The organism is Nonomuraea sp. NPDC059023, from assembly GCF_042740095.1.
GTDB lineage: Bacteria > Actinomycetota > Actinomycetes > Streptosporangiales > Streptosporangiaceae > Nonomuraea.
Genome location: NZ_JBHYIO010000019.1, coordinates 112414 through 139233 on the forward strand (window position 1 = coordinate 112414; position 26820 = coordinate 139233).

A 26820-nucleotide genomic window follows, 5' to 3' on the forward strand; every position below is an offset into this window, starting at 1 on the left:
TTGCGGGGGTTACGCGAAGTTTCTCCTAAGCTGCCCGGGTGGCGAAACGGGCATGGATTCTGGTCATCGCGGCACTGGCGAGCTTCGCGAGCATCTACGTGGCGGCGGGCTCCTGGCCGGCCGTGGTGGTCTGCGTGGCGCAGCTGGCGTTCGTGCGGTGGCGGCACGGGTGGATCCTGGCCGTGGTCGTGCTGGGCTCGTACGCGGCGGTGCTGGGGTTCGGCACCTCGGTCGGCATCCTCGGCTTCGCCGGCGGCGCGCTGCTGCTGACCAGGCTGCGCCCGCTCACGGTGCTGGTCGTGGGCAGCGCGGCGGTATTGGGCAACGCCGACGGGGCGATCAGCGCGATGCTGATCTCCCTGGTCATCTACGGGCTCACGACGCTGATCAGGCAGGTCGAGGAGATCACCGCGACCCGGCTGGCGCTGGCGATGTCCGCGGCGGCCGAGGAACGGCTGCGCATCGCCGCCGAGCTGAACCAGGGCCTGGGCCGGGCGCTGGCGGCGATCGCGGACGGCGCCCGCGCGGGCGATCCGCAGGCGGAGACTGCCCGAGCCTCGCTGGCCGAGGCGCGGGCGGCGGCGGCCGGGTACCGGGCGATGTCCCTGGCGCCGGAGATCACCACGGCCAGGGCGATGCTGTCCTCGGCCGGGATCGCCGTGGAGGTGCGCGTCGGCCACGAGGAGCCGCTGGGTCCGGCGGGCGCGCTGCTGGCGGCGGTGCTGCGTGAGGCGGTCACCGACGTACTGCGTCAGGCCACGGCGAGCCTCTGCGTGATCGAGACCGGCCGGGTCTTCCTGCGCGTGACCAGCGACGGCGCCCGCACCGCCGACGACGCGTTCCTGGACGACCTGCCCGCCCGCGTCGAGAAGGCGGGCGGCAGGCTGGTCACCCGGCTGACCGACGAGGGACGGCTGAGCGTGGAGGCGACCCTGCCCGACCTGGGCGGGCCGCGGGCCGGCAACGACTCGTACCGGATGTCGATGGTGCTGGTCGCCGCCGTCGTGCTCGGCTTCGTGGCGAAGGGGCTGATGCAGACCCCCGCCCACCTGCTCGCTCCGGCCACCGCGCTCCTGGCCGCGATCGTGGTGCTGCAGCTGACCTCGGTGAAGGGGCGCCACATGGGACGGCTGGCGGTGCTGACCGCGCTGGCCTACCTTCCGATGCCGCTGCTGGGCCGGAGCTGGCTGGGCGTCCTGGGGTTCCTGGCCGGGCCGGTGCTGCTCTCGTTCTCCTGGCGGGTGGCGGTGCCGCTGGCCGGGCTCGTCGCGGCCAGCGCGGCGGTGGCGAGTCACCTGATGGGCCTGCCGGTCCCGGCGCTGGTCAACTACACGCTGAGCACGCTGGTGACCGCCATGGTCCTGTACGGCCTGATCAAGCTCGCCCAGATACTCAAGGAGTCGCGCGACTCCCGCGACGCCCTGGCCCGCGCGGCCGTCGTCGAGGAACGGCTGCGCGCCGCCCGCGACCTGCACGACCTGCTCGGCCACAGCCTGGCCGCCATCCTCATCAAGTGCGAGCTGGCCCGCCGCCTCGGCAACCCGGAGAGCGAGCTGCGCGACATCGCCGAGATGGCCGAGCGCGCCCAGGCCGACCTGCGCTCGGTCTCCGGTGACCACCGCGACCTGCTGCTGCCCGCCGAGGCCGGCAACGCCCGCGCGGTGCTGACCGCCGCGGGCATCGAGGCCACCGTGGACCTGTCCCACCCGCCGCTGCCTGCCGCCGCCGAGACCGTGCTGAGCACCGTCCTCAGAGAGGCGGTCACGAACGTGCTCCGGCACAGCACCGCCCGCCACTGCACCGTCACCACCACCGCCGACGCCCACCAGGTACGGCTGCGCGTCCGCAACGACGGCGCCAAGGACGGCCCGATCCGCAAGGGCTCGGCCGGGATCGGCAACCTCACCACCCGCCTGGCCGCCCTCGGCGGCACGCTGTCCACCACGCGGGAGGACGGCTGGTTCACCCTGGAGGCGGCGCTGCCGTCAGATCCAGCCGGACTCGCTCGCGATGCGGACGGCGTCGGTGCGGTTGCGGGCGTTGAGCTTGGCCACGATCGCCGTCAGGTAGTTGCGGACGGTGCCCGCGGTCAGGTGTAGCCGTTGCGCCACCTCGGTGGCCTCGGCCCCACCGGCGACCAGGCGCAGCACGTCGACCTCGCGCTGGGTGAGCGGGTTGTCGGCCAGGTCCCAGGCGGTCACGGCCAGCGAGGGGTCCAGGACCCGCCCGCCGCCCGCCACGGTGCGGATGGCGGCGGTCAGCTCTTCCGGGGGCGCCGTCTTCAGCAGGAACCCGTCGACCTGGGAGGCCAGGGCGCGGCGCAGGTGGCCGGGCTTGCCGTACCCGGTGAGCATGAGGGTGCGGCAGGAGGGGAGCTTGTCGCGGATCGTGGCGGCGGCGTCCAGGCCGTCGATGGCGCCGGGCATGTCGACGTCGAGCACGGCCACGTCGGGCCGGTGAACGAGCGCGGCGGCGACGGCGGCCTCCCCCGACTCGACCGCTTCGACGATCTCCAGATCGTCCTCGAGCCCGAGCAGCGCGACCAGGGCGCCCCTGATGACGTGCTGGTCCTCGGCCAGAAGTACGCGAATCACGGGATCATGTCTACCAGTGTCCGCTTTATGACGAGGTCATGGTGACCCGGTGAGCACGTCTCTGTCCTGCGGCAACGCCCGCCAGCAGGCTTGGACTCATGACAGACGTGGTGCGGTTGGACGCGGTGAGCAAGGTGTATGGGAAAGGCCAGAACGCGGTGGCGGCCCTGCGCGAGGTGTCGGCAGGCATCCCGCGCGGCAGCTTCACCGCGGTGATGGGCCCCTCGGGGTCCGGTAAGAGCACGTTCCTCCACTGCGCGGCGGGCCTGGACGTTCCGTCCTCGGGTTCGGTACGGCTCGGCGGCACGGAACTGGCCGGCATGAGCGAGACCGCCCTGACCGAGCTGCGCCGGGGCCGGGTGGGCTTCGTCTTCCAGGCGTTCAACCTGGTCTCCTCGCTGACCGTGCTGGAGAACATCACGTTGCCGCTGCGCCTGTCCGGTGAGAAGGCCGACGCCGCGTGGCTGGCCGAGATCGTGCGCCGGGTGGGGCTGGAAGGGCGTACCGGTCACCTGCCGGCCCAGTTGTCCGGCGGCCAGCAGCAGCGGGTGGCCATCGCCCGCGCCCTGGTGGTACGGCCCGAGGTGGTCTTCGGCGACGAGCCGACCGGCGCCCTGGACACGATGACCGCCCGTGACGTGCTGGTCCTGCTGCGCGAGGTGGTCTCGGCCCTGCGCCAGACCGTGGTGATGGTCACCCACGACCCGGTCGCCGCCTCCTACGCCGACACCGTCCTGTTCCTGGCCGACGGCCGGATCGCCGACTCGATGACCGCGCCCACCGCCGAGAAGGTGGCCGAGCGCATGACCAGGCTGGGAGCGTGGAAGCGATGATCTCGCTGGCGTGGAAGACCCTCCGGCACCGCAAGGCCGGGTTCGCGGGCGCGTTCGTCGCCCTGTTCTGCGCCGCCGCCCTGGTGACGGCGTGCGGCATGCTGCTGGAGACGGGCCTGCGCGGCGCGCTGGCCCCGGAGCGGTACGCGGGTGCGCCGGTCATCGTGGCCGGTGACCAGTTCGAACGCCGCGTGGTCGAAAAGGGCGACGGCGAGACCAAGGTCAAGGCCAAGGCGCTGGCGGAGCTGCGCTGGATCCCCGAGGAGCTGGCCGCCGACCTCGCCGCCGCGCCCGGCGTGGAGAAGGTCGTCACCGAGGTCACCTTCCCCGCCGGGGACGCGCTGGGCCATGGCTGGGAGTCGGCGGCGCTCACGCCGTTCACGCTGAAGAGCGGTCGCGCGCCGGAGAAGGCGGGCGAGGTCGTCGTGGACGCGAGCTTCCGCGGCGAGAACTTCACCACCGCGGGCAGGACCTACCGCGTCGTCGGCGTGACCCACCAGGCGCTGCCCAGCGGGCGAACCGTCTTCTTCAGCACCGCCGAGGCCCGCCGGCTGGCCGGACGCCCCGGCCTGGTCAGCGCGATCGGCGTGTTCCCGCAGGTCCCGGTCGCGGTCAAGGGCGCGATCGCCTACACCGGCGACGAGCGCGGCGCGGTGGAGTTCCGCGACGGCGACAACGCCCGCATCAAGCTGATCAGCATGGGCGGCGCGATGGGCGGCACCTCGCTGCTGGTGGCGATCCTGGTCGTGGTCGGCACGTTCGCGCTCTCCATCCAGCAGCGCCAACGCGAACTGGCCCTGCTGCGGGCCGTCGCGGCCACTCCCCGGCAGATCCGCCGGATGCTCGGCGGCGAGGCGCTCGCCGTCAGCGCCCTGGCCGGGGTGCTCGGGGCGGGGGCCGGAATCCTGCTCGGGTTCTGGCTGCGCGGGCGGTTCGTGGCCCTGGGCGCGATGCCGGACAACCTGCACCTGGTCCTCAGCCCGTTCCCGATGGCCGCGGCCTTGCTGGCCACCGTCGCGGCGGCGTGGGCGGCGGCGCGCGTCTCGGCCCGCCGTACCGCCAAGATCCGACCGGTCGAGGCGCTGGGCGAGGCGGCGATGGAGAAGCCGGGACTGCCGGTCGGACGTCTGATCGCCGGGCTGGCCGTGCTGGCGGGCAGCGTCGTGCTGACGATCCTGCTGACCACCCTGGACACCGAGGCCGCGGCCAGCCCCGTCACCATGCTCACCGCGCTCGCCTGGACGCTGGCCGTCTCCCTGCTCTCCCCGCTCATCGCCCGCGCCGTCACCGCGCTGCCCCTGCGCGGCCCCGGCGCGGGCGGCTACCTGGCCGCGCGCAACCTGCGGGCCGGCACCAAGCGCATGTCCTCGGTGATCACGCCGCTCACCCTGATGACCGCCATGACCTGCACCATCCTGTTCGTGCAGACCACCCTGGGCGCCGCCGCCCAGGAACAGGCCGTCGCGGGGGTCAAGGCCGAGACCGTGCTCGGCCCCGGCGCCTCCGCCACCGCCGCCCGCGAGGTGCCCGGCGTGCGCGCCGTCACCGAGGTGCTGCGCACCTCCGTCAGAGTCGATCTTGAGCGGTACGGCGCGCAGGCCGTCACCCCGCGAGGACTCGACCAGACCATGGACCTCGGCGTGGTCGCCGGCTCGATGGCCGCCTTCGGTGAGAGGTCGGTGGCGCTCAGCACCAAGGCGGCCGGCTGGTTCGGCGTCGCGGTCGGCGACCGGCTCGCGCTCACGCTCGGCGACGGCACCCCGGCCGAGCTGACCGTCGCCGCCGTTTACACGCGCGGCATGGGCTTCGGCGAGCTGACGCTGCCGCACGCGCTGGTCGCCAAGCACGTGGACGACCCGCGCGGCACCCTCCTGGTCGCGGGCGGCGACCGGGCCGCGCTGGCCGGGGCGGGCCCGCTCCTGTCCCCCGCCGGGAACTCCTCCTCCGGCGGCGCGGCCGTCAACTACGTGGCCATGGGCCTGATCATCGCCTTCTGCGCCATCGCGGTGGTGAACACGCTGGCCATGTCCACCTCGGCCCGCTCCCGTGAAATGGCGCTCCTGCGCCTGGTCGGGACCACGCGGCGGCAGGTGCTCGGCATGCTGCGCCAGGAGACGGCCGGAGCCGTGCTGGTCTCGGTGGTGCTGGGCACGCTGATCTCGGCGATCACGCTGGCCGCCGCCGGCCTGGGCATGACCGGCTCGCCGATGCCGTCGGTGCCGCCGCTCGGCTACCTGGGCGTGATCGCCGCGGTGGCGGCGCTGGCCCTGGCCGCCACGGCGATCCCGGCCCGGCTGGCGCTCAGGGAGCACCCGGCCGAGGCGATCGGCGGGCGCGAATAGTTCGTCACCCGGCGGGGGCCTGCGCGAGGGACAGGCTGTTGCCGTCGGGGTCGAGGACGTCCACGTGGCGGACCCCGTTGCCGTAGGTCTCCACGGGATCGTGCTCGATCCCGTGGGCGGCCAGCCGGGCCAGGATGTCGTCCAGGTCGGTCACCCCAAACGTGATCATGGTGCCGCCCACTCGCGCCGCGCGTACCTGCCGGTCGTCGAGGACGACCCAGGCGTTCTCACCGACCTGCCACAGGAGCTCCTCGCCGATGATCTCGTCCGCCGGCCGCCCGAAGAACGCCTCGAACCACTTGCGCGACGCTTCCAGGTCGCTCACGCACACGACGCTGTACAGGTCCATCCGACCCGCTCCTTCCGATCGTCTCGACAGTGAGACCCCGCCAGAGGGCGAGACTCATCGCGCCGCGCCCGGCCCGGGGAGCAGGTCGACGTCGCCGGCGTGCATCGGCTCGCCGCAGTGGGCGCAGCGCAGGTCGGCCTGGCTGATCTCGCCGCAGGCGTGGTGCCGGTAGAGCACCGGCGGCCCGGCCTCGCCCGCCAGCCACCGGTCTCCCCACCCGGCCATCACCATGAGCACGTCGACCAGCTCGGTCCCCTTGGCCGTCAGGTGGTACTCGTGGCGTGGCCGCTGGTCGTAGGGGCGGCGTTCGAGGACGCCGTGGCCGACCAGGTGGTTGAGCCGCTCGGTCAGCACCTTGCGCGAGATGCCGAGATCAGCCTGGAGCTGCTCGAACCGGGTGAAGCCCGCCCACACGTCACGCAGGATCAGCGGCGACCACGGCTCTCCGATCACGTCGAGCGTACGCGCGATGGAGCAGGCCATATCCCCGAAGTTGGTGCGTTGCATGACATCAGTCTACCGATTGGAGTTCCCTAAAGGAACTTAAACTGTTAGGGTCTCCTCAAGGAACTCAAGAAGGAGTCGTCACGATGAGCGAGCTCAACCCCGGCGTCCGCCGCGCCTTCGACAGCACCTCCGTCGCCCACCTGGCCACCGTCCTGCCGGACGGCTCGCCCCACACCGTCCCGCTCTGGGTCGCCACCTATGGCGACCGGATCGTCTTCCTCACGGGCCCGAACTCGCGCAAGGCCCGCAACCTCCACCGCGACCCGCGGGTGGCGCTGTCCATGGCGCCCCTCGACAACCCGTTCGAGCCCGTCATCGTCCGCGGCCGGGTCGTCGAATGGCTCGACGGCGACGCGGCCTGGGAGATCATCGACCAGATCTCGATGAAGTACCTCGGTCAGCCCTACCCCCGGGACGAGGAACGCGTCGTCGGCGTCATCGAGCCCGAGCGGCAGACCGTGGGCGTCGGCTGACGCCTTGATCGCTTGGTGGTGGCTGGATAGGTTGGGGCGCTTTACTGGTTCGCCCCCCAAGGATGGCCATGCGTCGCTACCGCTTCGGCACGATCGCGGCCCTGATCGCGCTCGGCTATCTCGCCGTGATCGCGGCGCTGTGCGCCCTTACGCCGGCCACCCCGCACAACGGTCTCCTGTGGAAAGTCGTCACCCGCGACATGTTCACCGATCGTCTCTTCGCCCCCGGCATCCCGTGGGGACTGACGCTCGCCCTGGTCCTCGTCGGGGCGCTCCAGGCGTGGGCCCTGTGGCAGGTGCTGCGCGGACGGGCCCGCGGCGAGCTGACGGACCGGGGCAGGAAGGTCGGACTGCTGCGGCTGGCCCTTTACCTCAGCGTCGGCACCGGCCTGCTCGACACTGCCAGCGTCCCGCTGATCATCACGCGGGAGATCTACTGGGTCTGGTCGGTGACGGGGATCTTCTCCAGCCTGGTGCACATAGCCGTCGCGTGGCTGTTCTTCCTGGTGCTCCGTGACACCGCCTCCTGCGGGCTGCGACTGTTCTCGCTGGTCGCCGGGGCCCTCGTCGGTGTGCTCGGCATCGGGCAGCACATCACGGAGGTCCTCGGCCTGGACGTGGTCGCGCAGTACTTCACCCTCGACGGTTTGTCCGGCTACATCTGGCTCGCCTGGGCGGTGTCGATCCTGATCGCCCAGAGCAGGGACCCCCGCTGGAGCACGGCGACCGTCCGGATCGGGATCGCCGCTCAAGTGGTGTCGGTTCTCCAGCCCACCGGATCCATGTCCGTCGTCTCCCTCGGATCCGAATTCCCCTTCACGATGGTGTCCTATTCGCTCCTCTCCGCCGTCGGCGTCCTCGGGCTGGTGTGGGAGGCCAGGACCGCCCACGAGCTGGCCGGCCCCCTGCCGGAGGCCGCCGTTCCGGCGCCGGAGCGGTCGGCGGCCAGGCGATGGCCACTGCCCGCCGTGGCGATCGTGCTTCCGCTGATCCCCGCCGCCGTCAACCTCGCGCAGGGCAGGTACTTCTGGATCGGCCCCCGAGGCGCGATCGAGCAGTTCGTCCGGGAGGAGAGCTGGCATGCCCAGACCTGGTTCGGCCTCGACGTCTTCGTCGGTGCCGGCGGCCCCGCTCTGCTGATCCTGGTCGCCGTGCTGCGCCGTACCCGCCGTGCCGTACAGGTGGTGTCGGTGACGCTGGCCGTCGCCGCGGCCGTGGGTCTCGTCAGCGCGCTCACCGCCCGGACGGGGTCGGCGGAGTTCCGCTACGAAGGCCGGCAGATCTACCCGGAGTGGATCTTCGCCCAGGCACCGGACGGAGAGATCTTCTTCGGCATCTCACCGTTGTTCTACAGCGCCGCCCTGCTCGGCTCCGCGCTGCTCCTGCGGTTGCTCTACCCGATCGCGCCCGCCCCGCGCGCCCGCCACCACGTCCTGCTCGCCGGGCTCGCCGCGGTCGTCGCGCTCGGCTTCGTGCCCGCCGCCGACCAGGCGCGCGGCCCGGTCACCACGGCCAAGGTCTGCAACCCGTACCCGGGCACGAGGCTGCCGGACGAGCCGGAACTCACCCCCGACCAGCGCTTCGTGTGCTCCCTCCGGCAGGGAAACGTGATCAAGGTCGGCGCCACCGCGTCCGACGCCGGGGTCCTCGCCTACGCCCGCCGGTTGTGCGACATCTACACCCGCAACGATCCCGAAGAGGTCGCCCGCCTCAAGGCCACGGACGGGCTGCAGCGCGATGACCTCGCCCACCCGCTCGCGGAGATCTGCCCCAGCGCGAACACCGTGGTCAAGGCGGTGGCGGCCGAGCAGGACCGGGAGTTCCAGGAATGGCAGGCCGCGGCGCGGCGCATGTGCGACGCCACTCCGCGCCATCGACCGCTCATCAAAGCCGCCCACGTGACCCGCGTGAAGGAACCCCAGCTGACCGACTACGGGGTCGTCGAGACCTACGAGCCGACAGGGACCGACCAGGACCCGGCCGAGGACGGCCTGCTGGACAAGGCTCAGGACGACGGCCTGGTGGCCTCCCTCCCCGGCCGCCTGATGGTGCTGACCCACTCCGACTTCGACATCTGCGTGACCGTGGAGACCTACACCCGCCGTCCGCCGGTGGAGACCAAGGGCTGGGACCACGTCGCCGAGGTCGGCTACGAGAGCCCCACCGGCGACATCGTGCTCAGGGACGATCTGAGCGGCACCGAGTTCCCCGACCTGTCACTCAACGGCCGCGCCGGCCACTACCGGATCCGCGTGCACTACGACTGGTTCAAGGACAAGGACGGCCAGGAGGGCCAGCGCCTGCTGATCATGGCGTACCCGGGGAAGGGGAAGAAGCCGGTCACCTACCGCGAGCCGCCCAAGCGGTGAACGTGCTCCATGGGGAACGCTTGCCTCGCGCACGGGTTCCGCAAAAGACCCATACGGGGAGGAGTCGATCGCAGAATTCGTCGGCAGAGGAGGGCTGATGACCACGGTCATGAAGGCCGAGTCGGTGGGACCGGTGGATGTCGCCGTCATCACGTTCGGCGGGGAGCAATTCGATCCGGGGGTGGTGTCCGCGATCCGGGAGATCCAGGACAAGGGCACCGTCCGGGTCGTCGACCTCAGCTTCGTCCGCAAGGCGGCCGACGGAACCGTGTCGTCGGCCGAGGTCGCCGACACGGATGTCGCGGAGGACTACGCGGGGCTCGCCGACGAGGAGCTCGACCTCCTCAACGACGAGGACCTGCGCCTGCTGGGCGACGCCCTCGACCCCGGTACGGCCGCGCTGGTCGTCGTCTGGGAGAACACGTGGGCGGCCCAGCTCGGCGCCGCCCTCCGGGCCTCCAGCAGCGAGGTTTCGACGCTGGAGCGCATTCCCCGCCAGGTCGTCCTGGACGCCCTCGCGGCTCTGGAGGATGAGCGATGATGCTCCGACGTCGAGTGGGCAGGCCCGGTCTCATCGGCGCCATGGCGCGTACCGCGGTGATCACCGGTACGGCGACCGCGGTGAGCGGCGGCATCCAGCGCAGGCAGGCCAGGCGCATGGAGGAGCAGGAGGCGGCCTCCGCGGCCCAGGCACAGGCACAGGCCCAGGCCCAGGCTCCCGCCACGGACCCGGCCGAGCGGATGCGGCTCCTGCGGGAGCTGGGCCAGATGAAGGCCGACGGGCTGCTCACCGAGGCGGAGTTCGCCGCGGAGAAGGCGCGGATCCTGGCCTCATGAGCCTGTCCAAGAGGGGCGGCCGCCACCGACAATGACATCGGGCCGGCGCTCACAGCCGCCGGGGAAAGGACCGGATGATGCCGCAGAGACCGAGGGTCGTGGTCGTGGGGGCCGGGTTCGCGGGGCTGGGCGCCACGAAGGCGCTGGCCAAGACGGGGGCGCTGGTGATGCTGGTCGAGCGCAACCCGTACGCGACCTTCCAGCCCCTTCTCTACCAGGTCGCCACGGCCGGGCTGGGCGCCTCTGACGTGACCTATCCGATCCGCACCTTCGCCGCCAAATGGCCAAATGTCCGGACCCGTCAGGCCGCCCTGACCAAGGTGCTGCCGGACGAGCGGCGGGTGGAGTTCGAGGACGGCAGCGGCCTGGACTACGACTATCTCGTGCTGGCCACGGGCGTGACCACCAACTGGCTCGGCATCGACGGGGCACAGGACAACGCGCTGCCCATCTACTCGCTGCGCGACGCGGCCGCGCTGCGCGACCGGCTCGGGCGCCTCCTGGAGGACACGGCGCTCGGCCGCCGCAAGAGCACGCACGTCGTGGTGGTGGGAGCGGGCGCGACCGGGGTGGAGATGGCGGGCACGCTGGCCGAGTTGCGCCGCCGTACCCTGCCGCTGACCCATCCCGAGATCAAGCCGGGCCAGACCAGCGTGACGCTGGTGGAGCGGTTCGACCACGTGCTGGCGCCGTACAAGTCACGGCTGCGGAACGCGGCCGCGGCGGCGCTGCGCAAGCGGGGGGTGAAGCTGCGGCTGGGGTGCACGGTGGCGGCCGTCGAGCCGGACGCGGTGGTGCTGAACGACGGCACGCGGCTGCCGAGCGACCTGACCGTGTGGGCGCTCGGCGTGACCGCGCCCACCCAGGTCGCCGACTGGGGCCTGCCGCAGAGCGAGGGCGGCCGGGTCGCGCTCACCGAGGCGCTGAACGTGCCGGAGCACCCGGAGATCTTCGTGGCCGGCGACCTTTCCGGACCGCCCGCCCCGCAGCCGCAGCTCGCCCAGCCGGCGATCCAGATGGGCGAACACGTCGGCAGGCAGATCGCCGCGGCCATGCGGGGCGAGCCGGCCCGGCCGTTCTCCTACGACGACCCGGGGATCATGGCCACCGTGGGCAAGGCCGAGGCCGTGCTGCAACTGCCCAACGGGCTGACCGTGCACGGGCTCCCCGCCTGGCTGGTGTGGATCTTCGTGCACCTGGCGTACCTGCTGGGCGGGCGCAACCGCGCCAGCGTGCTGCTCAACTTCCTCTGGCGGTACGCCGGGCCGCGCCGCACCGCCACCAGCGTCTCCCAGTAGTTCCGCGAAGAATTCGCCGGTGCTGTCACAAGTCCGGGGGCTGCCCTGTCATAGCTGGCGACCGGGTGGCACAGGAGGTGCCCCGGCGGACCTGCGAGGGGGTTTGTGATGAAGGTCGTGGTCATCGGCGGTACCGGACTGATCGGCTCTAAGGTCGTGACCAAGCTGGGAGAGCACGGTCACGAGGCGGTGGCTGCCTCGCCCAACACCGGCGTCAACACGCTCACCGGGGAAGGGCTGGCCGAGGTGCTGGCGGGCGCGCAGGTGGTGGTCGACGTGTCGAACTCGCCGTCCTTCGAGCCCGCCAAGGTGATGGAGTTCTTCGAGACGTCCACGCGGAACCTGCTGGCGGCGGAGGCGGCGGCCGGTGTCGGCCACCATGTCGCGGTCTCGGTCGTGGGCACGGAGCGGATGCCGGAGAACGGCTACTTCGCCGCGAAGATCGCCCAGGAGAAGCTGATCGAGAAGTCGGGGATTCCGTTCTCGCTGGTGCACGCGACACAGTTCTTCGAGTTCGTGCGCAACATCGCCGACACCGCCACCGAGGACGGCAAGGTGCGGATCGCGCCGGTGAGATTCCAGCCCATCGCGGGTGACGAGGTGGCGCAGGCGGTGGGCAGGGCCGCGGTGGGCACGCCGCTGAACGGCCGTACCGAGGTCGCCGGGCCCACGCAGTACCAGATGGACGAGTTCTTCCGTCAGGCGCTGGCCGCCTGGGGCGACCCCCGCGAGGTGGTCACCGACCCGCTGGCGCGCTACTTCGGCAGCGTGCCCGGCGAGCGGACGCTGGTGCCGGGCGACGGGGCCACGCTGGGCACGGTCACGTACCGCGATTGGCTCGCCACCGGCAAGTAGCCGCAGGAAAGGTGATCACGTTGGAATCCACGCCGAGATCGACCGCCTGGCAGTCGGCCCTGACCATGCTGCAGGAGGCGAAGCCGCCGTTCGTCCCGCCGGGCGCGCACGCGATGACGGTGGTGATCGAGTACCCGCCCGGCGATCCGGGGACACCGCCGCACCGGCACTCGGGGCCCGCGTTCGGCCTGGTGCTGGAGGGCGAGATGCTGCTGGAGATCGAGGGTGAGCCGGAGCGGGTGGTGCGTGCCGGGGAGGCGTTCTGGGAGCCGGGCGGCGACGTCATCCACTACCAGGACGGCAACAACCGCGACGACGTCCGGGTGCGGTTCACCGTGACGATGTTGTGCGAGCCCGGTAAGCCGATGCTCACCCTCGTGGACGAGGAAGAACTGGCCCGGCGCCAGGACCGCCGCGCCCCGCGCCCGTCCTGAGGACACGCTCGTCGTGATCGTGCGGCTGATCCAGGCGGTCAGCCGCACCTTCGAGCACGGGAAAAGTCAGTCCCCCTCGTACGGCAGGACCTCGTCGTAGGAGATGACCAGGTGACGCGGCCCCCGCAGGGTCGAGCTGGGGCGGTACGGCGGCGGGTCGGTCACCAGGCGGGGGTTCACCAGGCGCTTGGCGAGCTGGCGGAGCGCGATCTGGGCCTCCAGGCGGGCCAGCGGGGCGCCGAAGCAGTTGTGGATGCCGCCGCCGAAGCCGAGGTGCTGGATGTAGGGGCGGTCCGGGTCGAAGCGGTCGGGGTCGTGCACGTGCGCGGGGTCGCGGCTGCCCGAGGCGAGGGCCAGGATGATGCTCGACCCCTTGGGGATGGTGACGTCCGCCACCGTGATGTCGTCGAGGGCGACGCGCTGGGGCAGGAAGTGCACGGGCGGCTCGAAGCGCAGCAGTTCCTCGACGGCGCCGATGACCAGGTCGGGCTCGTCGCGGAGCCGTTCGAGCAGGCCGGGGTTGCGCAGCAGGGTCAGCATGCCGTTGGTGATCAGGTTGACCGTCGTCTCGTGCCCGGCGATCAGCAGCAGCACCGCGGTCGTCATCACCTCGGTCTCCGACATCGAGCCCTCGGGACCGTGGTAGGTGACCAGCCCGGACAGCAGGTCGTGGCGCGGATTCTCGCGGCGCGACTGGGCGAGCTCGCCCAGGTAGCCGGCCAGCGCGAGCCCGGCGGACTGGCGGCGCCTGGTCCGCTCCTCCACGCTGCCCTCGCCGGGGCCGAGGGTCTCGACGATCTCGTCCGCCCAGACGTGGAAGCGGGACTCGTCCTCGCGCGGGACGCCGAGCAGGCGGCAGATGACCGTGACGGGGAACGGGTAGGCGATGTCGTCGACGATGTCGGCCTGGGTCCGGTCGGAGATGCCGTCGATCAGCTCCTTGACGAGCTCGTGCAGTTCCCCGCGCATGCCCTCGACGACGAGCGGGGAGTGCGGCGGCCCGAAGTGGCGCATCGTCAGCCCCCTGAGCCGGTCGTGCTCGGGCGGGTCGACGCGGATGAAGGAGGGCGGCAGCGGTTCGCCGGCCGGCGGGTGGGCCAGGTTCCGGGCGTCGGAGCTGACCCGCGGGTCGTGCAGCAGCGCGACGATGTGCTCGTAGGTGTTGACGACGTAGGCGCCGTCCTCCAGCCGCACCACGGGTGTCCGGCGGAGCTCGGCGTACAGCGTGTACGGGTCCGCCCTGTTGGCGAACTCGTGAATCTCGTCGTAGATGCGTGCCGGCTCCACGGATGTGCCCCCGTCTGGTCGTCGTTACTGGTGCCGGACGAGCGTGACGCGCCGCTCGGCCGGGTCGTGGCCGGTCACGACCACGGTCGCGCCCTCGGCGGGCGCCAGTCGCGGCGGCCCCTCAGCCGGTACGGCCCGCAGCCCGTCGGGCCTGCCGACCATCTGGAAGCCGGGCGGGAACGGCGCCGCCCGCTGGATGAGGTCGCGGTAGAAGTCCAGCCACATCGCCTGGTCGAAGGTGACGGCGGCGGTGATCCTGCCGCGGTAGCCGTACACGGCGACGAAACGGCGTTCCTCCACGGAGCCCTGCGCGATCACGACCTCGTCGGCGATGGTCGGCACGCCGACGGACTTGATGTTGACGCCGAACTGGTTGGACCAGAAGACCGGCAGCGACAGGTGCGGCCAGCGATGCGCCTGGTCGCTGAGCATGTTGTGGGCGGCGATCTCGGCCTGGGCCACGGCGTTGCCCCAGTGTTCCAGCGACATGAACTGGTAGTGGTACACCGGGTGTGGGAAGCGGGCCACGTCACCGGCGACGAACACGTCATCGGTGACCAGGCCGTTGATGTCGACGGCACGGCAGCCGGCGTCGGTGGCCACTCCCCAGGGGCCCGCCGCCAGGCCCGAACCGGCCAGCCATTCGATGTTGCGGACCGCGCCGAGCGCGACCACCGCCATGTCGGCTTCGACCGTGGTGCCGTCCGACAGCCTGGCCCCGCGCACGCGGCCGTCGGCGTCGCCTTCCAGCGCCTCGACCTTGACCCCGCAGCGCAGGTCCACGCCGGCGTCGCGCTGGATGCGGGCGGCGACGTCGCCGATCACCTTGCCGAGTGCGCCGGCGAGCGGCGCCGGGCCCGCCTCCACGACGGTCACCGCCACGTCGAGGTCGCGGCAGACGGAGGCGACCTCCGATCCGGTGAACCCGGCCCCGATGATCAGCACCCGCCGGACGCCCGCGGCCAGCCGTTCCCTGATCCGGTGCGCGTCGTCCAGCGTGCGCAGCACGTGCACCCCGTCGAGGGCGGCCTCCTGCTCGTTCGGCCACGGCCTGGCCCGCACGCCGGTGGCGATCAGCACCTTGTCGAAGCCGATCTGCCTGCCGTCGGCCAGCCGTACCTGCTTGGCGGCCAGGTCCAGGCCGGTCGCGGGGGTGCCGGAGAGAAACTCGACCTCGATCTCGCGCAGGTGCGGCAGCGCGGTGTGCTCGACCGTGATCGTGCCGGTCAGCACCTGTTTGGACAGCGGCGGCCGGTCGTACGGCTCGTACCGCTCGTCGCCGATCAGCGTCAGCCTGCCCTTGAAGCCGTCCCGGCGCAGGACGCCCGCGGCCCTGCCACCGGCCAGGGAGGCGCCGACGATGACGATGTGGCCGTCGCGCTTGAAGGCGTCGTCGCCGTGCGAGGTGGCGTAGCTCGGTTCCGGTTCCTTCGTCCGGTGCTGGGTGGCCATCCTGTCGATGTGGATGGCCTGCACCGGACAGGCCGCGGCGGCCTGAAGCACCCGTTCCCGCTGGGCGGCCTCGGGGTCGGGGTCGTACATGAGCGCCTCCTGGCCGTGCATCGTGAACACGGCCGGGGCCATGAACGCGCACTGCCCGTACCCCTGACAGCGCGTGAGGTCCACGACAACTCTCACAGCCACACCCCCGTCGATCCGGTACGGCACACGCCGCCAGGCTGATGTACCCGGCTCTTTCTCCGCGATAAGCGAGGAAAAGTCATGGATTGGGTCAGGAAGCGCGGGCGCGGCAGCAATGAACCTTTGGGCCCTCCGGCGGCAAGAGCCTGTTGACGACACAACGGCGACAGGAGCGTTCATGAGATTAGTCCTGGGAACCCTCGCCACGATCGTGGCCGGATCTCTCCTCGCGGGCGGCGTCGTCGGCGCCGCCCGCGCCGACCCGGCGGCGTCCGGCGTCACCGGCGCGGTGACCCTGCTGACCGGCGACCGGGTGATCCTCACGGCGAACGGCCACCGGGTCGAGCCGGGGCCGGGCAGGAACGTCCGCTTCGACGTCCAGCGCCGCCAAGGACACCTCCACGTCATCCCATGGGACGCCAAACGGCTCCTGGCCGAAGGCCTGCTGGACGCGCGGCTGTTCGACGTCACGCAGCTGCTCACCTGGAGGTACGGCGACGCCGACAAGCCCGAGATCCCGCTGATCATCCAGTCGCCCGCGGGGAAGGCGGCGACGGCGCTCGGCGCGGCCAAGCCACTGGCCGGGCCGGAGCTGGCCGGCATGAGCGTCCCCAAGGCCAGGGCGGGCCAGACCTGGCAGGGCCTGGCCGGCAACGCGCGAACCCTGGCCGCGGCCAGGTCGAAGATCTGGCTCGACGGCAAGCGCCGCTTCACCCTCGACCAGAGCGTCAAGCAGATCGGGGCGCCGCAGGCCTGGCAGCAGGGGCTGACCGGAGCCGGTGTCACGGTGGCCGTGCTGGACTCCGGCTACGACGCCACGCACCCCGATCTCAAGGAGGTGGTCACGCAGTCGCGTAACTTCTCCGACGATCCGGACGTCACCGACCGCGTCGGTCACGGCACCCACGTCGCCTCCACCGTGGCGGGGGCCGGTGCGAAGTACCGGGGCGTCGCACCGGGCGCGAAGATCGCGGTGGGCAAGGTCGGATCGGAGTGGATCACCGACTCGGCGCTGCTGGCGGGCATGGAATGGGCCGCGACCGAGGTCAAGGCGAAGATCATCAACCTCAGTGTCGGCGGCGTGGACCATCTGGGCATCGACCCGGTGGAGCAGGCGGTCAACACGCTGTCCGCGCGTACGGGAGCGTTGTTCGTCATCTCCGCCGGCAACGAAGGACCGGTTTCCATCAGCAGTCCGGGCAGCGCCGACGCGGCGCTGACGGTCGGCGCGGTGGACAAGTCCGACCGGATGGCCGGCTTCTCCAGCCGCGGCCCGAGGACGGGCGATCACGCGATCAAACCCGATGTGACCGCTCCTGGCGTCGACATCACGGCGGCCGCCGCGCGGGGCACGGCCGACGGCCCCTACGTCGCCTACTCGGGCACCTCCATGGCCGCGCCGCACGTGGCGGGCGCGGCGGCGATCCTCGCCCAGCGGCATCCGGACTGGACCGGCGAACAGCTCAAGGCCGCGCTCATCGGCAGCGCCGCCCCGCAGCCCGGCGCCACGCACTTCGACCAGGGCGCGGGACGCGTGGACCTGGTCCGCGCGCTCGGCGCCCAGGTCCACGCCGGTCCCGCGAACCTCGGCGCGGCCTTCCGCTGGGACTCCGATGAACGCAGGACGACCAGGGAGCTCACCTACACCAACACCGGCGACGCCCCGGTCACGCTGGATCTCACCACGGAGGGCGAGGTGCTGAGCACCTCGGCGCGACGGGTCGAGGTGCCCGCCAAGGGCACGGCGTCGGTCACCGTGACGATCGACGCGACCGGCAAGGCGCCCGGCGACTATCCGGGCACCGTCACCGCCGGTTCTGGTGACCTCCGGGTGCGTACCATCGCGACCGCGTACGTGGAGCCGGAGTCCTACGACGTGACGGTGCGCGCGCTCGGGACCGACGGCCGGCCGGTCAGCGCGCTGGGCGAGTTCTACAACGACGCGGGCGAGCGCCACCCGCTGTCCCAGGTCGACGGGCCGGGCACCTACCGGCTCCCCGCGGGCGAGTGGAACCTGTACGTCGACGTCTACGAGGAGCCGCACACCATCACGACCACGCACCTGCCGGTGAAGGTCGGCGGCCGCGACATGGAGGTGGTGCTGGACACGCGCAAGGCCAAACCGGTCACGTTCGCCGTGGACGACCCCGCCGCCGTCCCCAGCGGGTTGATCGAGGTCTCGGTGAAACACGGCTCGTGGTGGTTGAGCTGGTTCGCCGCCGGGCCGAACCTGAAGACCCTCGTGCTCGCCTCCAGGCAGCCCGGGTTGACGTACATCGCCAGGACGCACCTCCACGCGCCCGGCCCGGTCCGGTACGACCTGGTCGACGAACGCCACGGCGGCATCCCCGAGGACCCCGCCCACACCGCCAGGACCAAGGACCTCGACAAGGTACGCACGACCTTCCGCGGTGCCGGAGTGGCCGCGACCGGCACTTACTACGCGGCGAACAGCAACGGCGTCATCGCGGACGGATGGCTGACGCCCACCGAGAACGTGGCCCTGCCGGGCACGCTCCTGCAGTACCGGACTCAGGGCTACAAATGGTCCGCCGCGCTGCAGGCCGGAGAGTCCGTGGTCACGGAGGGCGTCAAGCCAGTCCACAACGGCCAGGCCGAAGAAACCTGGAACGTCGCGGTGAGCGGGCCGTCCTTCGCCACCCCGGGAGCCTGGCGGGAGAAGGACACCCTGACCTTCGACGCCGCCCGGCTGTACTCCGACGGGGTGCCCGGCCGGTTCGGCATGGACGGCGCGGCCACCGGAACCGTCACCCTCGCCGAGGGCGACCGGGTCATCTCCACGATCGACTACGCCGCGTGCCAGCCGTATCCGTGGGATCCGGCGTCCTGCCGGCTGACCGCCACCCTCCCGCCGGGCGCCGCCACCTACACGCTCACCGCGACGGGCGGGCGGGCGGTGCCGTACTCCACGCTCTCCACGAAGGTCGAGTCGGCGTGGACGTTCCGGTCGGCGAGCACCGCGGCGCGGCAGCCGCTCGCGCTGACCGCGATCCGGTACGCGCCGCGAGGGCTGGACGCGTACAACCGCGCCAAGCCCGGATCGTCCACCCGGCTGCCCCTCTGGATCGAGCGCAACCCCGGGGCGCCCGCGGCGAAGGTGAAGTCGATCCGCCTGTCGATGTCCGTCGATGACGGGGCGACGTGGCGTGACATCCCCGTCAAGGCCGAGGGTCCGGGCTGGAGCGCGCGGGTGCCCAACCCGCGTACGGCGGGCTTCGTGTCCCTGCGCGCGACCTCAGCCGACTCCGCGGGCAACACCGTCACCCAGACCATCCACCGCGCCTACGCGGTCGGGTAGCCGTCGGTGACGCGGTAGCCGACGCCGGGGACGGTGCCGATGACCGGAGGTTCGCCGAGTTTGCGGCGGAGCCTGCCGACCGTGACGGGGACGACGTTGGAGAAGGGGTCGGCGTGCTCGTCCCATGCCTGTTCGAGGAGGTCCTCGGCGGACAGGACGGCCGGGTGCGCGCGCATGAGCGCCTCCAGCACGGCGAACTCCCTGGCCGACAGGTTGAGCGGGCGGCCGTCGCGGGTGGCGGTGTGCCGCAGGGTGTCGAGCTCGATGCCCGCCGCGCGGTACGTCCGGGAGCGGGGGGCGGGCTGGCGGCGGGCCAGGGCACGGATCCTGAGCACGAGTTCGGGGAAGTGGAACGGCTTGGGCAGGTAGTCGTCGGCTCCCAGGCTGAGGCCGCTGACCCGGTCGCCGGGGGCGCCGGCGGCGGTCAGCATGAGCACCATGGCGGGCTGGCCGCCGTCGGCGATCATCCGGCACAGCGTGTCGCCGTGCAGGCCGGGCAGGTCGCGGTCGAGGACGACGACCTGGTAGGGGTTGAGGTCGAGCTTGGCGGCCGCCTCCCGCCCGTCGTAGGCGACGTCCACGGCCATGCCCTGGTCACGGAGCCCTTCGGCGATGCCGTCGGCCAGCGCCCTGGAGTCCTCGACGACCAGGATTCTCATGCGTGGTCCTCGGGCAGGGTGATGACCAGGCGCAGGCCGCCTTCGGGGCGGGCGTACAGGCTGAGGGTGCCGTTGTGCGCCTCGGTGATCGCCTTGACGATGGACAGTCCGAGGCCGGTGCCGGTCCGCTCGGCGTCCGGGCGCCGGAAGGGCTCGGTCAGCCGGCCGAGGTCTTCCGGGGTGAGGACGGTTCCGGTGTTCTCGACGACGAGGCGGGCCTGCTTGTGGCCGGTCTCGGCGCTGACGCGGATCCAGCCGCCCTGCCGGTTGTGCCGGACCGCGTTGTCCACGACGTTCCCGATCATGCGGGTGAGCAGGGTTTCGCTGCCGGTGACCCACGCCTGCGGGCAGGGGCGGTGGTCGACGTGGAGCGGCAGGGCGGCGATGGTGCCGGCGTGCCGCTGGAGGGCGGCCGCCGTGATGGCGCTCAGGGCGACGCGGGACCGGTCGTCGGAGGGGCCCTGCTGGGTGCGGGCGAGGATGAGGAGGCTTTCCAGGAGCGCGTCGACGTGGTCGAGCTCGTTGCGGATCCGGTCGCCGAGGCTGACGAGTTGCGGGGGCAGCGGGCCGGGTTTGGCCATGGCCACGTCCAGCCATACCCGCATGGTGGTCATCGGGGTGCGCAGTTCGTGGGAGGCGCTGGCGGCGAAGCGGCGCTCGGACTCGAACGACCGCTCCAGCCTGGCCAGCAGTTCGTCGATCGTGTCGGCCAGTTCCTTCAGGTCGTCGTCCGGGCCCTGGAGGCTGAGGCGTTCGTGCAGGTTGGTGGCGGAGATGCGGCGCGCGGCGGTGGTGATGGCGCGGATGGGCGCGAGGAACCGTCCCGCCACCAGCCAGCCGAACAGCAGCGAGACCACCGCCATGACGGCCAGGGCGACGCCGGCCAGGGTGAGCAGCTTGCCGAGGTCGGAGCTGTGGGTGGTGACGGCCTGTGTGCCGGGGACGTGGACGGTGGTCGTGGTCTCGCCCTGCCACAGGCCGACCGTCAGGATCAGCAGGACGGCGCCGGAGGCGACGAACAGCCCCCAGTACGACAGCGCCATGCGCATGCGGATGGCGGGCCGTCTTCGCAGGCCGGCCATCGGCGTGCTCTTCACCCTGCCCAGAATGCCGTATTCCACATGACAGCGGCATAACAGGCGGCGTTGGGCCGGTGTCATCCCCTGCGGCGTACAAACGGCGCCATGGACAGAACGACGCTGAGCGCGGAGTGGACCAGGTTCAGGACCGGACGCGGCTGGGTGCTCGGCATGGTGGCCTCGGTACTGGTCACCGTGTCGCTCGGACTCCTGGTCGCCGGGAGCGCCCGCACCACCTGCGTGACCGGGAAGGGCGAGGGCCCCTGCCCCGCGCCTTTGCTGGGACCAGATGGTACGGCGGTGGCGGACAAGTACTACTTCGTCCACCAGCCACTCCAGGGAGACGGCGGCATCACCGCCCGCGTATCGGACCTGACCGGCCAGATCCGGCTGCCGGACGCCGTACCCGGGGTGCGCAACGTCAAGGAAGGGGCGGTGGTGCCGTGGGCGAAAGCCGGACTCATCATCCGGCCGACCCTCAAGCAGGGCACGCCGTACGCCGCGGTCATGATCACCGGAAGGCACGGCGTGCGGATGCAGCACAACTTCACCCACGACGTGGCGGGCGGCCCCGTCAACGGACCGCGCTGGCTGCGGCTGAGCAGGGCGGGCGACACCATCACGGCCCACGAGTCCGGCGACGGCAGGACGTGGACCCAGGTCGGCACGGTCACGCTGGCAGGACTGCCGCGGACGGTCGAGGTCGGGCTGTTCGCCGCCTCGCCCAGCGCGCTGACGGACATGACCGGCCGCTTCGCCCAGGCCACCGCCACCTTCGACCGGATCGCGCTGCGGGGCGTGAACGGTTCGTGGCGCCACGATGACGTCGGCCTCACCATGAAGCCCGACGGCACCCCGCATCATCCGGGGCAGGCCGTAGAGTCGGGCGGCAAGATCATCGTGAGCGGGGGTGGTGACATCGGGCCGGTCGTCATGACCGGCGGCCTGCGCGCCGATCTCACGTTGCTGGGCGGGGTCGCCGGGCTGGTCCTGGTGATCGTGGTGGCGGTCACGTTCTTCACCGCGGACCGGGGCGATCCGCGGGCCAAGGCCGTGGTGATGGGCGCGGTGGCGTTCGTGACCGGGTTGGTGACCTCGGGCGCCGTGGTGCCCGGCGGGCTGGCGCTGATGCGGGCCAATCAGAACCCGGTTCAGCCGATCACCCTGGCCACCGGACTCCAGGTGATCGTCGGCTACGCGGCGCTGACCGCGGCGGCCGCGGTGCTGGCCCTCGGCCTCGCCGCCCTGGTCAGGCGGGGCATCGTCGCCGTCGGACTGGCCGTCGGACTGGTGGTGGCGCCCTATCTTCTGGCGGGCGCGGGGCTGGCGCCGTGGCTGCTGATGATCACTCCGGCCGCCGGGTTCGCGATCACGCAGAGCGTCCCCGTGTTCGCGCACATCGAGGTGGACCCGTCGCTGCTCGGCGGGTACTACCCGCTTCCGCCCTGGGCGGGGCTGGCGGTCATCTGCGGATATGCCGCCCTCGTGCTCTGGCTGGCTCACCGATCCTGTCGGTCGGCGGTGATACCTCTGACGCATGCCCACCGTCACCCTTCGCGATGAGACCGCGCCCGGCAAGACGTTAGCCGAGTTCGCGCTGCCCGACCTGCCGGAACACGCCGCCCGTCCGAATCTCAACCACCCGGCCGGACACCGGCTTCGGCTGCACCGCGAGACACTCGAACTGCCCGCGGAGTCCCAGCAGATCATCGTCTTCCTCCCGGCCGACCATCAGACGGCCAGGGCCATCGACCGGCTCAAGGCATCACGACCAATCAATGGGTCGTAACCGATGTTCCTTATTACGATGATCGGATGCTTTCTGCCCCCCTGACCACCGCTGACCCGGCGTTGTCGAATACCAGGCGCCTGGCTTGGCTGGACGCGCTGCGGGGGCTGGCTGCGATGGTCGTGGTGTTCGAGCACGCGCTCGAGCCGCTGTGGCCGGAGGCGCGGCTGCCGATCAAGGCCGTCTTCGATCCCGGCTGGTACGGCGTGCTGGTGTTCTTCCTGGTCAGCGGCTACGTCGTCCCGGCATCGCTGGAGCGCCGGGGCAGCCTGCGCGCCTTCTGGATCTCGCGGTTCTTCCGGTTGTGGCCACTGTTCACCGTGTGCGTGGCAGGCATGGCACTGCTGGCCGCACTCGGCTGGGACAGCCTGCACACCTGGTGGGGCAGCCGGCCGGTGGCGATGGCCCTGGCGCACGCCGGCATGCTGCAGAACCTCATGTACGTGCCGAACCTGGCCAACGTGCTGTGGACGCTCTCCTTCGAGATGGCCTTCTACCTCCTGCTGACCGCGATGTTCACCCTGGGTGTGCACCGGCACAGCACCGTGACGGCGCTCGCGTTCGCCGCGGTCGCGGTGCTGGGCGCCGGGCTGCTGCCCGTGACGCTGCTGTCGGCCGGTGGGGCGGGCCGCATGCTCACGGTCGTGGTGGTGGTGACCGCCGTCCTGGCCGCCGGGCTGGCCGCGGTGCTGTGCGGCGGCAGGCGGGTACGACAGGTGGGCGCCGTGGCCATCGCGGGCACGATCCTCCTGCTGCTGGCGGTCAACCAGAGCTACCCAGGGCCGTGGCAGGGGTTGTTCATCCTGGCGACCATGTTCGCCGGCACCGCGCTGTATCGCGTCGAGGCGGGCCGGCTCTCTCACCGGCACATCGCCTGGGTGGCGCTGATACCGCTGGCCGGGTTGTGGCCGGCGCGGGCCGAGACCGGGCTGCAGGTGGCGATCGTGGCGGCCTGGCTGACGTTCGCCGCCGGGCTGGCACTGCGTCACCGCACGATGCCGTCGTGGCTGACCTGGCTGGGCCTGGTGTCCTACTCGATCTACCTGCTGCACCCGCTGCTGCTGGAGAGCGTGGAGTTCTTCCTGCCGGATCCGCCGGCCGTACCGTTGGTGGTGCGTCTGACCTTGCTGGTGGCGGTGTGCGCGGCGCTGCTCGGCCTGTGCGCGCTGACCTGGCGATGGGTGGAGAAACCGGCGCAACGGCTGGGCAAGCGCCTGATCAACCGTGCCGCCGGGTGAGCCCCATCATGCGATGGACGGCCCGCCCGACGGAGCGGCAGAAGTTCCCGAAGCTGCCCGGCCAGGAGGTTCCGTGGCATCCGATCAGGCGGCGTCAAGGGCTTCAGTGATCTTGCGGGCCATGTCGGCGAGGGTGGGGCTGGGCTCGCCCTCCCCGCTGTGGGCGCCGGCCTCGATGGCGACGAGAACGGTGGTGCGGAAGTTGCCGGCCTCGGCCGGGGCCTGCTCCCTGAGCAGGTTCATGGCCGCCGTCAGGGCGGGAAGCACCTGGTCGGCGAGTTCGGCGACGGTCTTGCCGTACTTCACACCCTTGGGCGCCTTGGTGAGCACGTGCCCGACCGGGCCGGTCGCCGAGGTCAGGGCGAGCGAGCCGTGGGTGCCGACCTTGTGGGCGGAGCCCGCGGCGCCCGCGGCCGACATCAGCGAGACGGCGCCCCACGCGGCGAGACGGAGGGTGTGCTTGTCCTGGTCGGAGAAGGTGATGGACATGGTGTGTGCTCCTTCGAGGTCGAGGCCGGTGAACCCGGCCTGTTCATGTCGCCAACCTTCGCCGACCGCTCTGATACCGGGCCGTCGCCGCCCTGACACAACCGCTGACGCCGGGGATTGACGAACCCGTCACACGGGGTAGGACTTGGTGACGGAGATCCTGGTGTCGCCGAGGAACAGCCAATCCGGCGGCGGGATGAAGCCGGGAAGCGCCCGCATCTCACCGGGATTCCGGCTGACGTCGGTGACCAGCAGGCGGATCTTGCCGGCCGTGGCCTTGACCGTCAGCGACGCCTCGACTCCCTCCGGCCCGGCGGCCTCGAAGACGAACCCCACCGGATCGGGTGTGACCGAGCGGCCCTCGACGGTCAGCGAGGTCACGGTCGTGATGGCTCCGTCCACGCGCAGGCCGACCATGGCCGCTCCGCGTGCCGAGTGGATCCGGACGCGCAGGGTTCGCAGGCCCTGCCGGGTGGTGTCGGCGAGCACCCGCAGCGTGGGCGCCGGCAGCGGGGCCGGCTTCGCGGGGCTGAGGAGTTCGGAGCCGCCTGCCCACACTTCCGCCAGTGGATGGGCGGTCGCGGGGGCGCCGCCGTACCGGCGGGCCCATGGGTCGGGCGCCTTGGAGGTCAGCCAGACGGCCTTGCCGGTGTCCGCGTCGAGGCCGTACGCCAGGCTGGTTCGCCGCGGATGTTCCTTGTCGATCGGCTCGGCCAGCAGGCCCGCCGCCACCAGGGCGAGGGAGACGACCAGCGCGGTCAGCGGGATCAGCGGGGTACGCCGCCGCGGCCAGACCATCTCGATCAGCGGCAGCAGGAGGCCGCCGAAGAGGATCATCAGGGGCATGGGCGCGAAGCCCGCGTACCGCAGGCCCATCGGCAGCGTGTTCCACGCGCTGGGCAGCAGGATCAGGGCGCCCGGCACGAGAGCGGCGGCGAGGACGAGGACGCGCCACCGCGGCGGGCAGCGGAGTACGGCCAGCCCGCCCAGCGCCGCGCCCAAGGCGGGCCAGGCGGCGAGGTGCGACGCGCCGGGCGACACGACGCCGAGGACGGCGGCGATCAGGGCCGTCCAGGTCAGCATGCCCAGCGCCAGTTCGGCCGGGCCGACGCGGCGGCGCAGCAACGCGTACCAGGTGACCAGGATCGTCCCCGCGAGCATCAGCACGGCGAGCCACAACAGCTCCGGCCGGTACGGCGTCGTGGTGGCCGTACCGCTGAGTCCGGGCCGGACCATCTTGAGCAGGTCCCAGAAGAAGGCGCCGACGGCCACCGCGGCTCCGATCGGGACCAGGGCGAGCGCGGTGGCGATGAGCGTGCGCCGCGACGTGACAACACCCCGGCGGCGGGCCAGGAAGATCAGCGCCAGTACGGCGAGCAGCGCGACGGCGCCCAGCAGGGTGGCCGCCCAGGCCGGATAGCGGACCAGCAGGCCGGGCGGGACGTTGAAGTAGACCAGGTCGTCCCCGGTGCTCAGCCGTGCCAGGTCGGCGCCGCCGAAGGAGCGGACGAGGGCCAGCGTGTTGTCGCCCATCTGCTGCAACGTCGCCAGATCGACATGCGCGGGGTCGTCGAGAACGCTGTGGTACAGGGTGCCGTCGTTGGCGTAGGCGGAGTCCAGCACGGCCATCCCGCCGGGTTTGAAGGCGGTGAAGTCGGTGTCGTTGTTGAGCAGTTTCATGAGCTCGGCGTAGACGGAGTCGGCGACGGGCATGGGCGCCGCCGAGCCGAACGTGGAGATCAGGCCGGAGTTCGGCTCCGTGCTCCGGAACATCAGCACCGGCCCCTTGGCCCCGCGCGCCTCGTTGTTGAGCACGACGTTCCTGCCTCGCGCGAGGGGGTGGTCCTTGACGAACGCCTCCGACCCCAGGAGCCCGGCCTCTTCGGCGTCGGTGATGAGAAACACGACGTCGTTGCGGAACCGGGTGCCGTCCGCTGTCAGTGCCCTGGCCGTTTCGATGGCGGTCGCCGTACCGGCTCCGTCGTCGTTGGCGCCCGGTCCCTCGGGGACCGAGTCGTAGTGGGCGGTGACGAAGACGCGGCCGGTGGGGGCGGTCCCGGGGATCACGGCGACGATGTTGAAGACGCGCCCGGCGGTGACGGGGTCGCCCTTTTCGTCCATCGGTGAGACGCCCACCGCCTCGTGCACCTCCGGCCGCAGGCCCAGCCGCCGCAGCTCGCCGACCAGGTAGTCGCGGACGCGGGCGTGCTCCGCCGTACCGACGGGATGGGGTTTGACGGCGAAACGCTCGATCTGGGCGAAGGCCCGCTGCGCGCTGAACTCCCGTCCGGGGGCGCCGGCGGGGCTCACCGAGGTCGGGGTGGTGTCCCAGATCGCGCCGACGGCGATCAGCAGGAGCACGCACAGGGCCATGAGTCCGGCGGCGGGTGAGCGCCGTCCTGCTGTAGTCATCCTTGTCCACTCCCGT

Annotated in this window: 23 protein-coding genes; 14 read left to right on the forward strand and 9 right to left on the reverse strand. The window is 71.8% G+C overall.

Annotation, left to right across the window (positions count from 1 at the left end):
- The first annotated feature begins 38 nt into the window (after positions 1-38).
- Positions 39-2099, forward strand: a complete 2061-nt coding sequence (locus ACFWYW_RS30165) for a histidine kinase (protein WP_379619128.1) — start codon at positions 39-41, stop codon at positions 2097-2099.
- Here ACFWYW_RS30165 and ACFWYW_RS30170 read toward each other — a convergent pair.
- Positions 1986-2594, reverse strand: coding sequence for a DNA-binding response regulator (locus ACFWYW_RS30170; RefSeq protein ID WP_379619126.1), 609 nt, complete (start codon positions 2592-2594; stop codon positions 1986-1988). The two genes, ACFWYW_RS30165 and ACFWYW_RS30170, sit on opposite strands and share 114 nt — an antisense overlap.
- A gap of 98 nt (positions 2595-2692) precedes the next feature.
- Between ACFWYW_RS30170 and ACFWYW_RS30175 the strand changes: the two genes are divergently transcribed.
- Together ACFWYW_RS30175 and ACFWYW_RS30180 are read left to right on the forward strand one after the other, a co-directional pair.
- Entirely contained in the window at positions 2693-3427 is a 735-nt protein-coding gene (locus ACFWYW_RS30175; RefSeq protein ID WP_379619124.1) for an ABC transporter ATP-binding protein, read from the forward strand.
- Positions 3424-5769 (forward strand): FtsX-like permease family protein, encoded by a 2346-nt coding sequence (locus tag ACFWYW_RS30180; RefSeq protein WP_379619160.1) that lies wholly within the window; start codon positions 3424-3426, stop codon positions 5767-5769. Before ACFWYW_RS30175 ends, ACFWYW_RS30180 begins: the two co-directional genes overlap by 4 nt.
- A gap of 4 nt (positions 5770-5773) precedes the next feature.
- Here the strand turns inward: ACFWYW_RS30180 and ACFWYW_RS30185 are convergent, their stop codons facing one another.
- The gene (locus ACFWYW_RS30185) at positions 5774-6118 is read right to left on the reverse strand and encodes a VOC family protein (RefSeq protein ID WP_379619122.1); all 345 of its coding nucleotides are present in this window, start codon (positions 6116-6118) and stop codon (positions 5774-5776) included.
- Positions 6119-6172: 54 nt separating this feature from the next.
- The gene (locus ACFWYW_RS30190; RefSeq protein ID WP_379619120.1) at positions 6173-6625 is read right to left on the reverse strand and encodes a winged helix-turn-helix transcriptional regulator; all 453 of its coding nucleotides are present in this window, start codon (positions 6623-6625) and stop codon (positions 6173-6175) included.
- 83 nt (positions 6626-6708) lie between these two features.
- Between ACFWYW_RS30190 and ACFWYW_RS30195 the strand changes: the two genes are divergently transcribed.
- From ACFWYW_RS30195 to ACFWYW_RS30225, 7 genes are all read left to right on the forward strand, one after another.
- Positions 6709-7098 carry a TIGR03618 family F420-dependent PPOX class oxidoreductase gene (locus ACFWYW_RS30195; RefSeq protein WP_379619118.1) on the forward strand — a complete coding sequence of 130 codons (390 nt, stop codon included), beginning with the start codon at positions 6709-6711 and terminating at the stop codon, positions 7096-7098.
- Positions 7099-7166: 68 nt separating this feature from the next.
- Positions 7167-9467 carry a hypothetical protein gene (locus ACFWYW_RS30200; RefSeq protein ID WP_379619116.1) on the forward strand — a complete coding sequence of 767 codons (2301 nt, stop codon included), beginning with the start codon at positions 7167-7169 and terminating at the stop codon, positions 9465-9467.
- Between the two features lie 97 nt (positions 9468-9564).
- The gene (locus ACFWYW_RS30205; RefSeq protein WP_379619114.1) at positions 9565-10008 is read left to right on the forward strand and encodes a DUF6325 family protein; all 444 of its coding nucleotides are present in this window, start codon (positions 9565-9567) and stop codon (positions 10006-10008) included.
- Complete coding sequence (locus ACFWYW_RS30210; RefSeq protein WP_379619112.1) at positions 10005-10304, forward strand: SHOCT domain-containing protein; 300 nt, start codon at positions 10005-10007, stop codon at positions 10302-10304. The genes ACFWYW_RS30205 and ACFWYW_RS30210 overlap by 4 nt, the downstream gene beginning before the upstream one ends.
- Before the next feature lie 74 nt (positions 10305-10378).
- Positions 10379-11602: an NAD(P)/FAD-dependent oxidoreductase gene (locus tag ACFWYW_RS30215; protein ID WP_379619110.1), complete on the forward strand. Its 1224-nt coding sequence runs from the start codon at positions 10379-10381 to the stop codon at positions 11600-11602.
- A gap of 108 nt (positions 11603-11710) precedes the next feature.
- Positions 11711-12457: an SDR family oxidoreductase gene (locus ACFWYW_RS30220; protein WP_379619108.1), complete on the forward strand. Its 747-nt coding sequence runs from the start codon at positions 11711-11713 to the stop codon at positions 12455-12457.
- Positions 12458-12468: 11 nt separating this feature from the next.
- Positions 12469-12891, forward strand: coding sequence for a cupin domain-containing protein (locus tag ACFWYW_RS30225; protein WP_379619106.1), 423 nt, complete (start codon positions 12469-12471; stop codon positions 12889-12891).
- Between the two features lie 66 nt (positions 12892-12957).
- Here ACFWYW_RS30225 and ACFWYW_RS30230 read toward each other — a convergent pair whose 3' ends face one another.
- Positions 12958-14178 (reverse strand): cytochrome P450, encoded by a 1221-nt coding sequence (locus ACFWYW_RS30230; RefSeq protein WP_379619104.1) that lies wholly within the window; start codon positions 14176-14178, stop codon positions 12958-12960.
- Between the two features lie 24 nt (positions 14179-14202).
- Entirely contained in the window at positions 14203-15816 is a 1614-nt protein-coding gene (locus tag ACFWYW_RS30235; protein ID WP_379619102.1) for an FAD-dependent oxidoreductase, read from the reverse strand.
- Between the two features lie 181 nt (positions 15817-15997).
- On the opposite strand from ACFWYW_RS30235, the gene ACFWYW_RS30240 reads away from it, so the two are divergent.
- Complete coding sequence (locus ACFWYW_RS30240) at positions 15998-19138, forward strand: S8 family serine peptidase (RefSeq protein ID WP_379619100.1); 3141 nt, start codon at positions 15998-16000, stop codon at positions 19136-19138.
- Here ACFWYW_RS30240 and ACFWYW_RS30245 read toward each other — a convergent pair.
- Together ACFWYW_RS30245 and ACFWYW_RS30250 are read right to left on the reverse strand one after the other, a co-directional pair.
- The gene (locus ACFWYW_RS30245) at positions 19123-19797 is read right to left on the reverse strand and encodes a response regulator transcription factor (RefSeq protein WP_379619098.1); all 675 of its coding nucleotides are present in this window, start codon (positions 19795-19797) and stop codon (positions 19123-19125) included. The genes ACFWYW_RS30240 and ACFWYW_RS30245 overlap by 16 nt on opposite strands.
- The gene (locus ACFWYW_RS30250) at positions 19794-20894 is read right to left on the reverse strand and encodes a sensor histidine kinase (RefSeq protein WP_379619096.1); all 1101 of its coding nucleotides are present in this window, start codon (positions 20892-20894) and stop codon (positions 19794-19796) included. Before ACFWYW_RS30250 ends, ACFWYW_RS30245 begins: the two co-directional genes overlap by 4 nt.
- An 87-nt stretch (positions 20895-20981) precedes the next feature.
- Here ACFWYW_RS30250 and ACFWYW_RS30255 point away from each other — a divergent pair, with 87 nt between their 5' ends.
- From ACFWYW_RS30255 to ACFWYW_RS30265, 3 genes are read left to right on the forward strand one after another with little or no spacing between them, the layout of a single operon-like run.
- The gene (locus tag ACFWYW_RS30255) at positions 20982-22439 is read left to right on the forward strand and encodes a DUF1349 domain-containing protein (RefSeq protein ID WP_379619094.1); all 1458 of its coding nucleotides are present in this window, start codon (positions 20982-20984) and stop codon (positions 22437-22439) included.
- The gene (locus tag ACFWYW_RS30260) at positions 22414-22665 is read left to right on the forward strand and encodes a hypothetical protein (protein WP_379619092.1); all 252 of its coding nucleotides are present in this window, start codon (positions 22414-22416) and stop codon (positions 22663-22665) included. Before ACFWYW_RS30255 ends, ACFWYW_RS30260 begins: the two co-directional genes overlap by 26 nt.
- Positions 22666-22691: 26 nt before the next feature.
- Positions 22692-23903, forward strand: coding sequence for an acyltransferase family protein (locus ACFWYW_RS30265; protein WP_379619090.1), 1212 nt, complete (start codon positions 22692-22694; stop codon positions 23901-23903).
- An 84-nt stretch (positions 23904-23987) separates the two neighbouring features.
- Here the strand turns inward: ACFWYW_RS30265 and ACFWYW_RS30270 are convergent, their stop codons facing one another.
- Both ACFWYW_RS30270 and ACFWYW_RS30275 read right to left on the reverse strand, forming a co-directional pair.
- A complete protein-coding gene (locus tag ACFWYW_RS30270; protein WP_379619088.1) occupies positions 23988-24392 on the reverse strand; it encodes a hypothetical protein in 405 nt (134 codons plus the stop codon).
- A gap of 129 nt (positions 24393-24521) precedes the next feature.
- The gene (locus tag ACFWYW_RS30275; RefSeq protein ID WP_379619086.1) at positions 24522-26804 is read right to left on the reverse strand and encodes a M20/M25/M40 family metallo-hydrolase; all 2283 of its coding nucleotides are present in this window, start codon (positions 26802-26804) and stop codon (positions 24522-24524) included.
- Positions 26805-26820 lie beyond the last annotated feature (16 nt).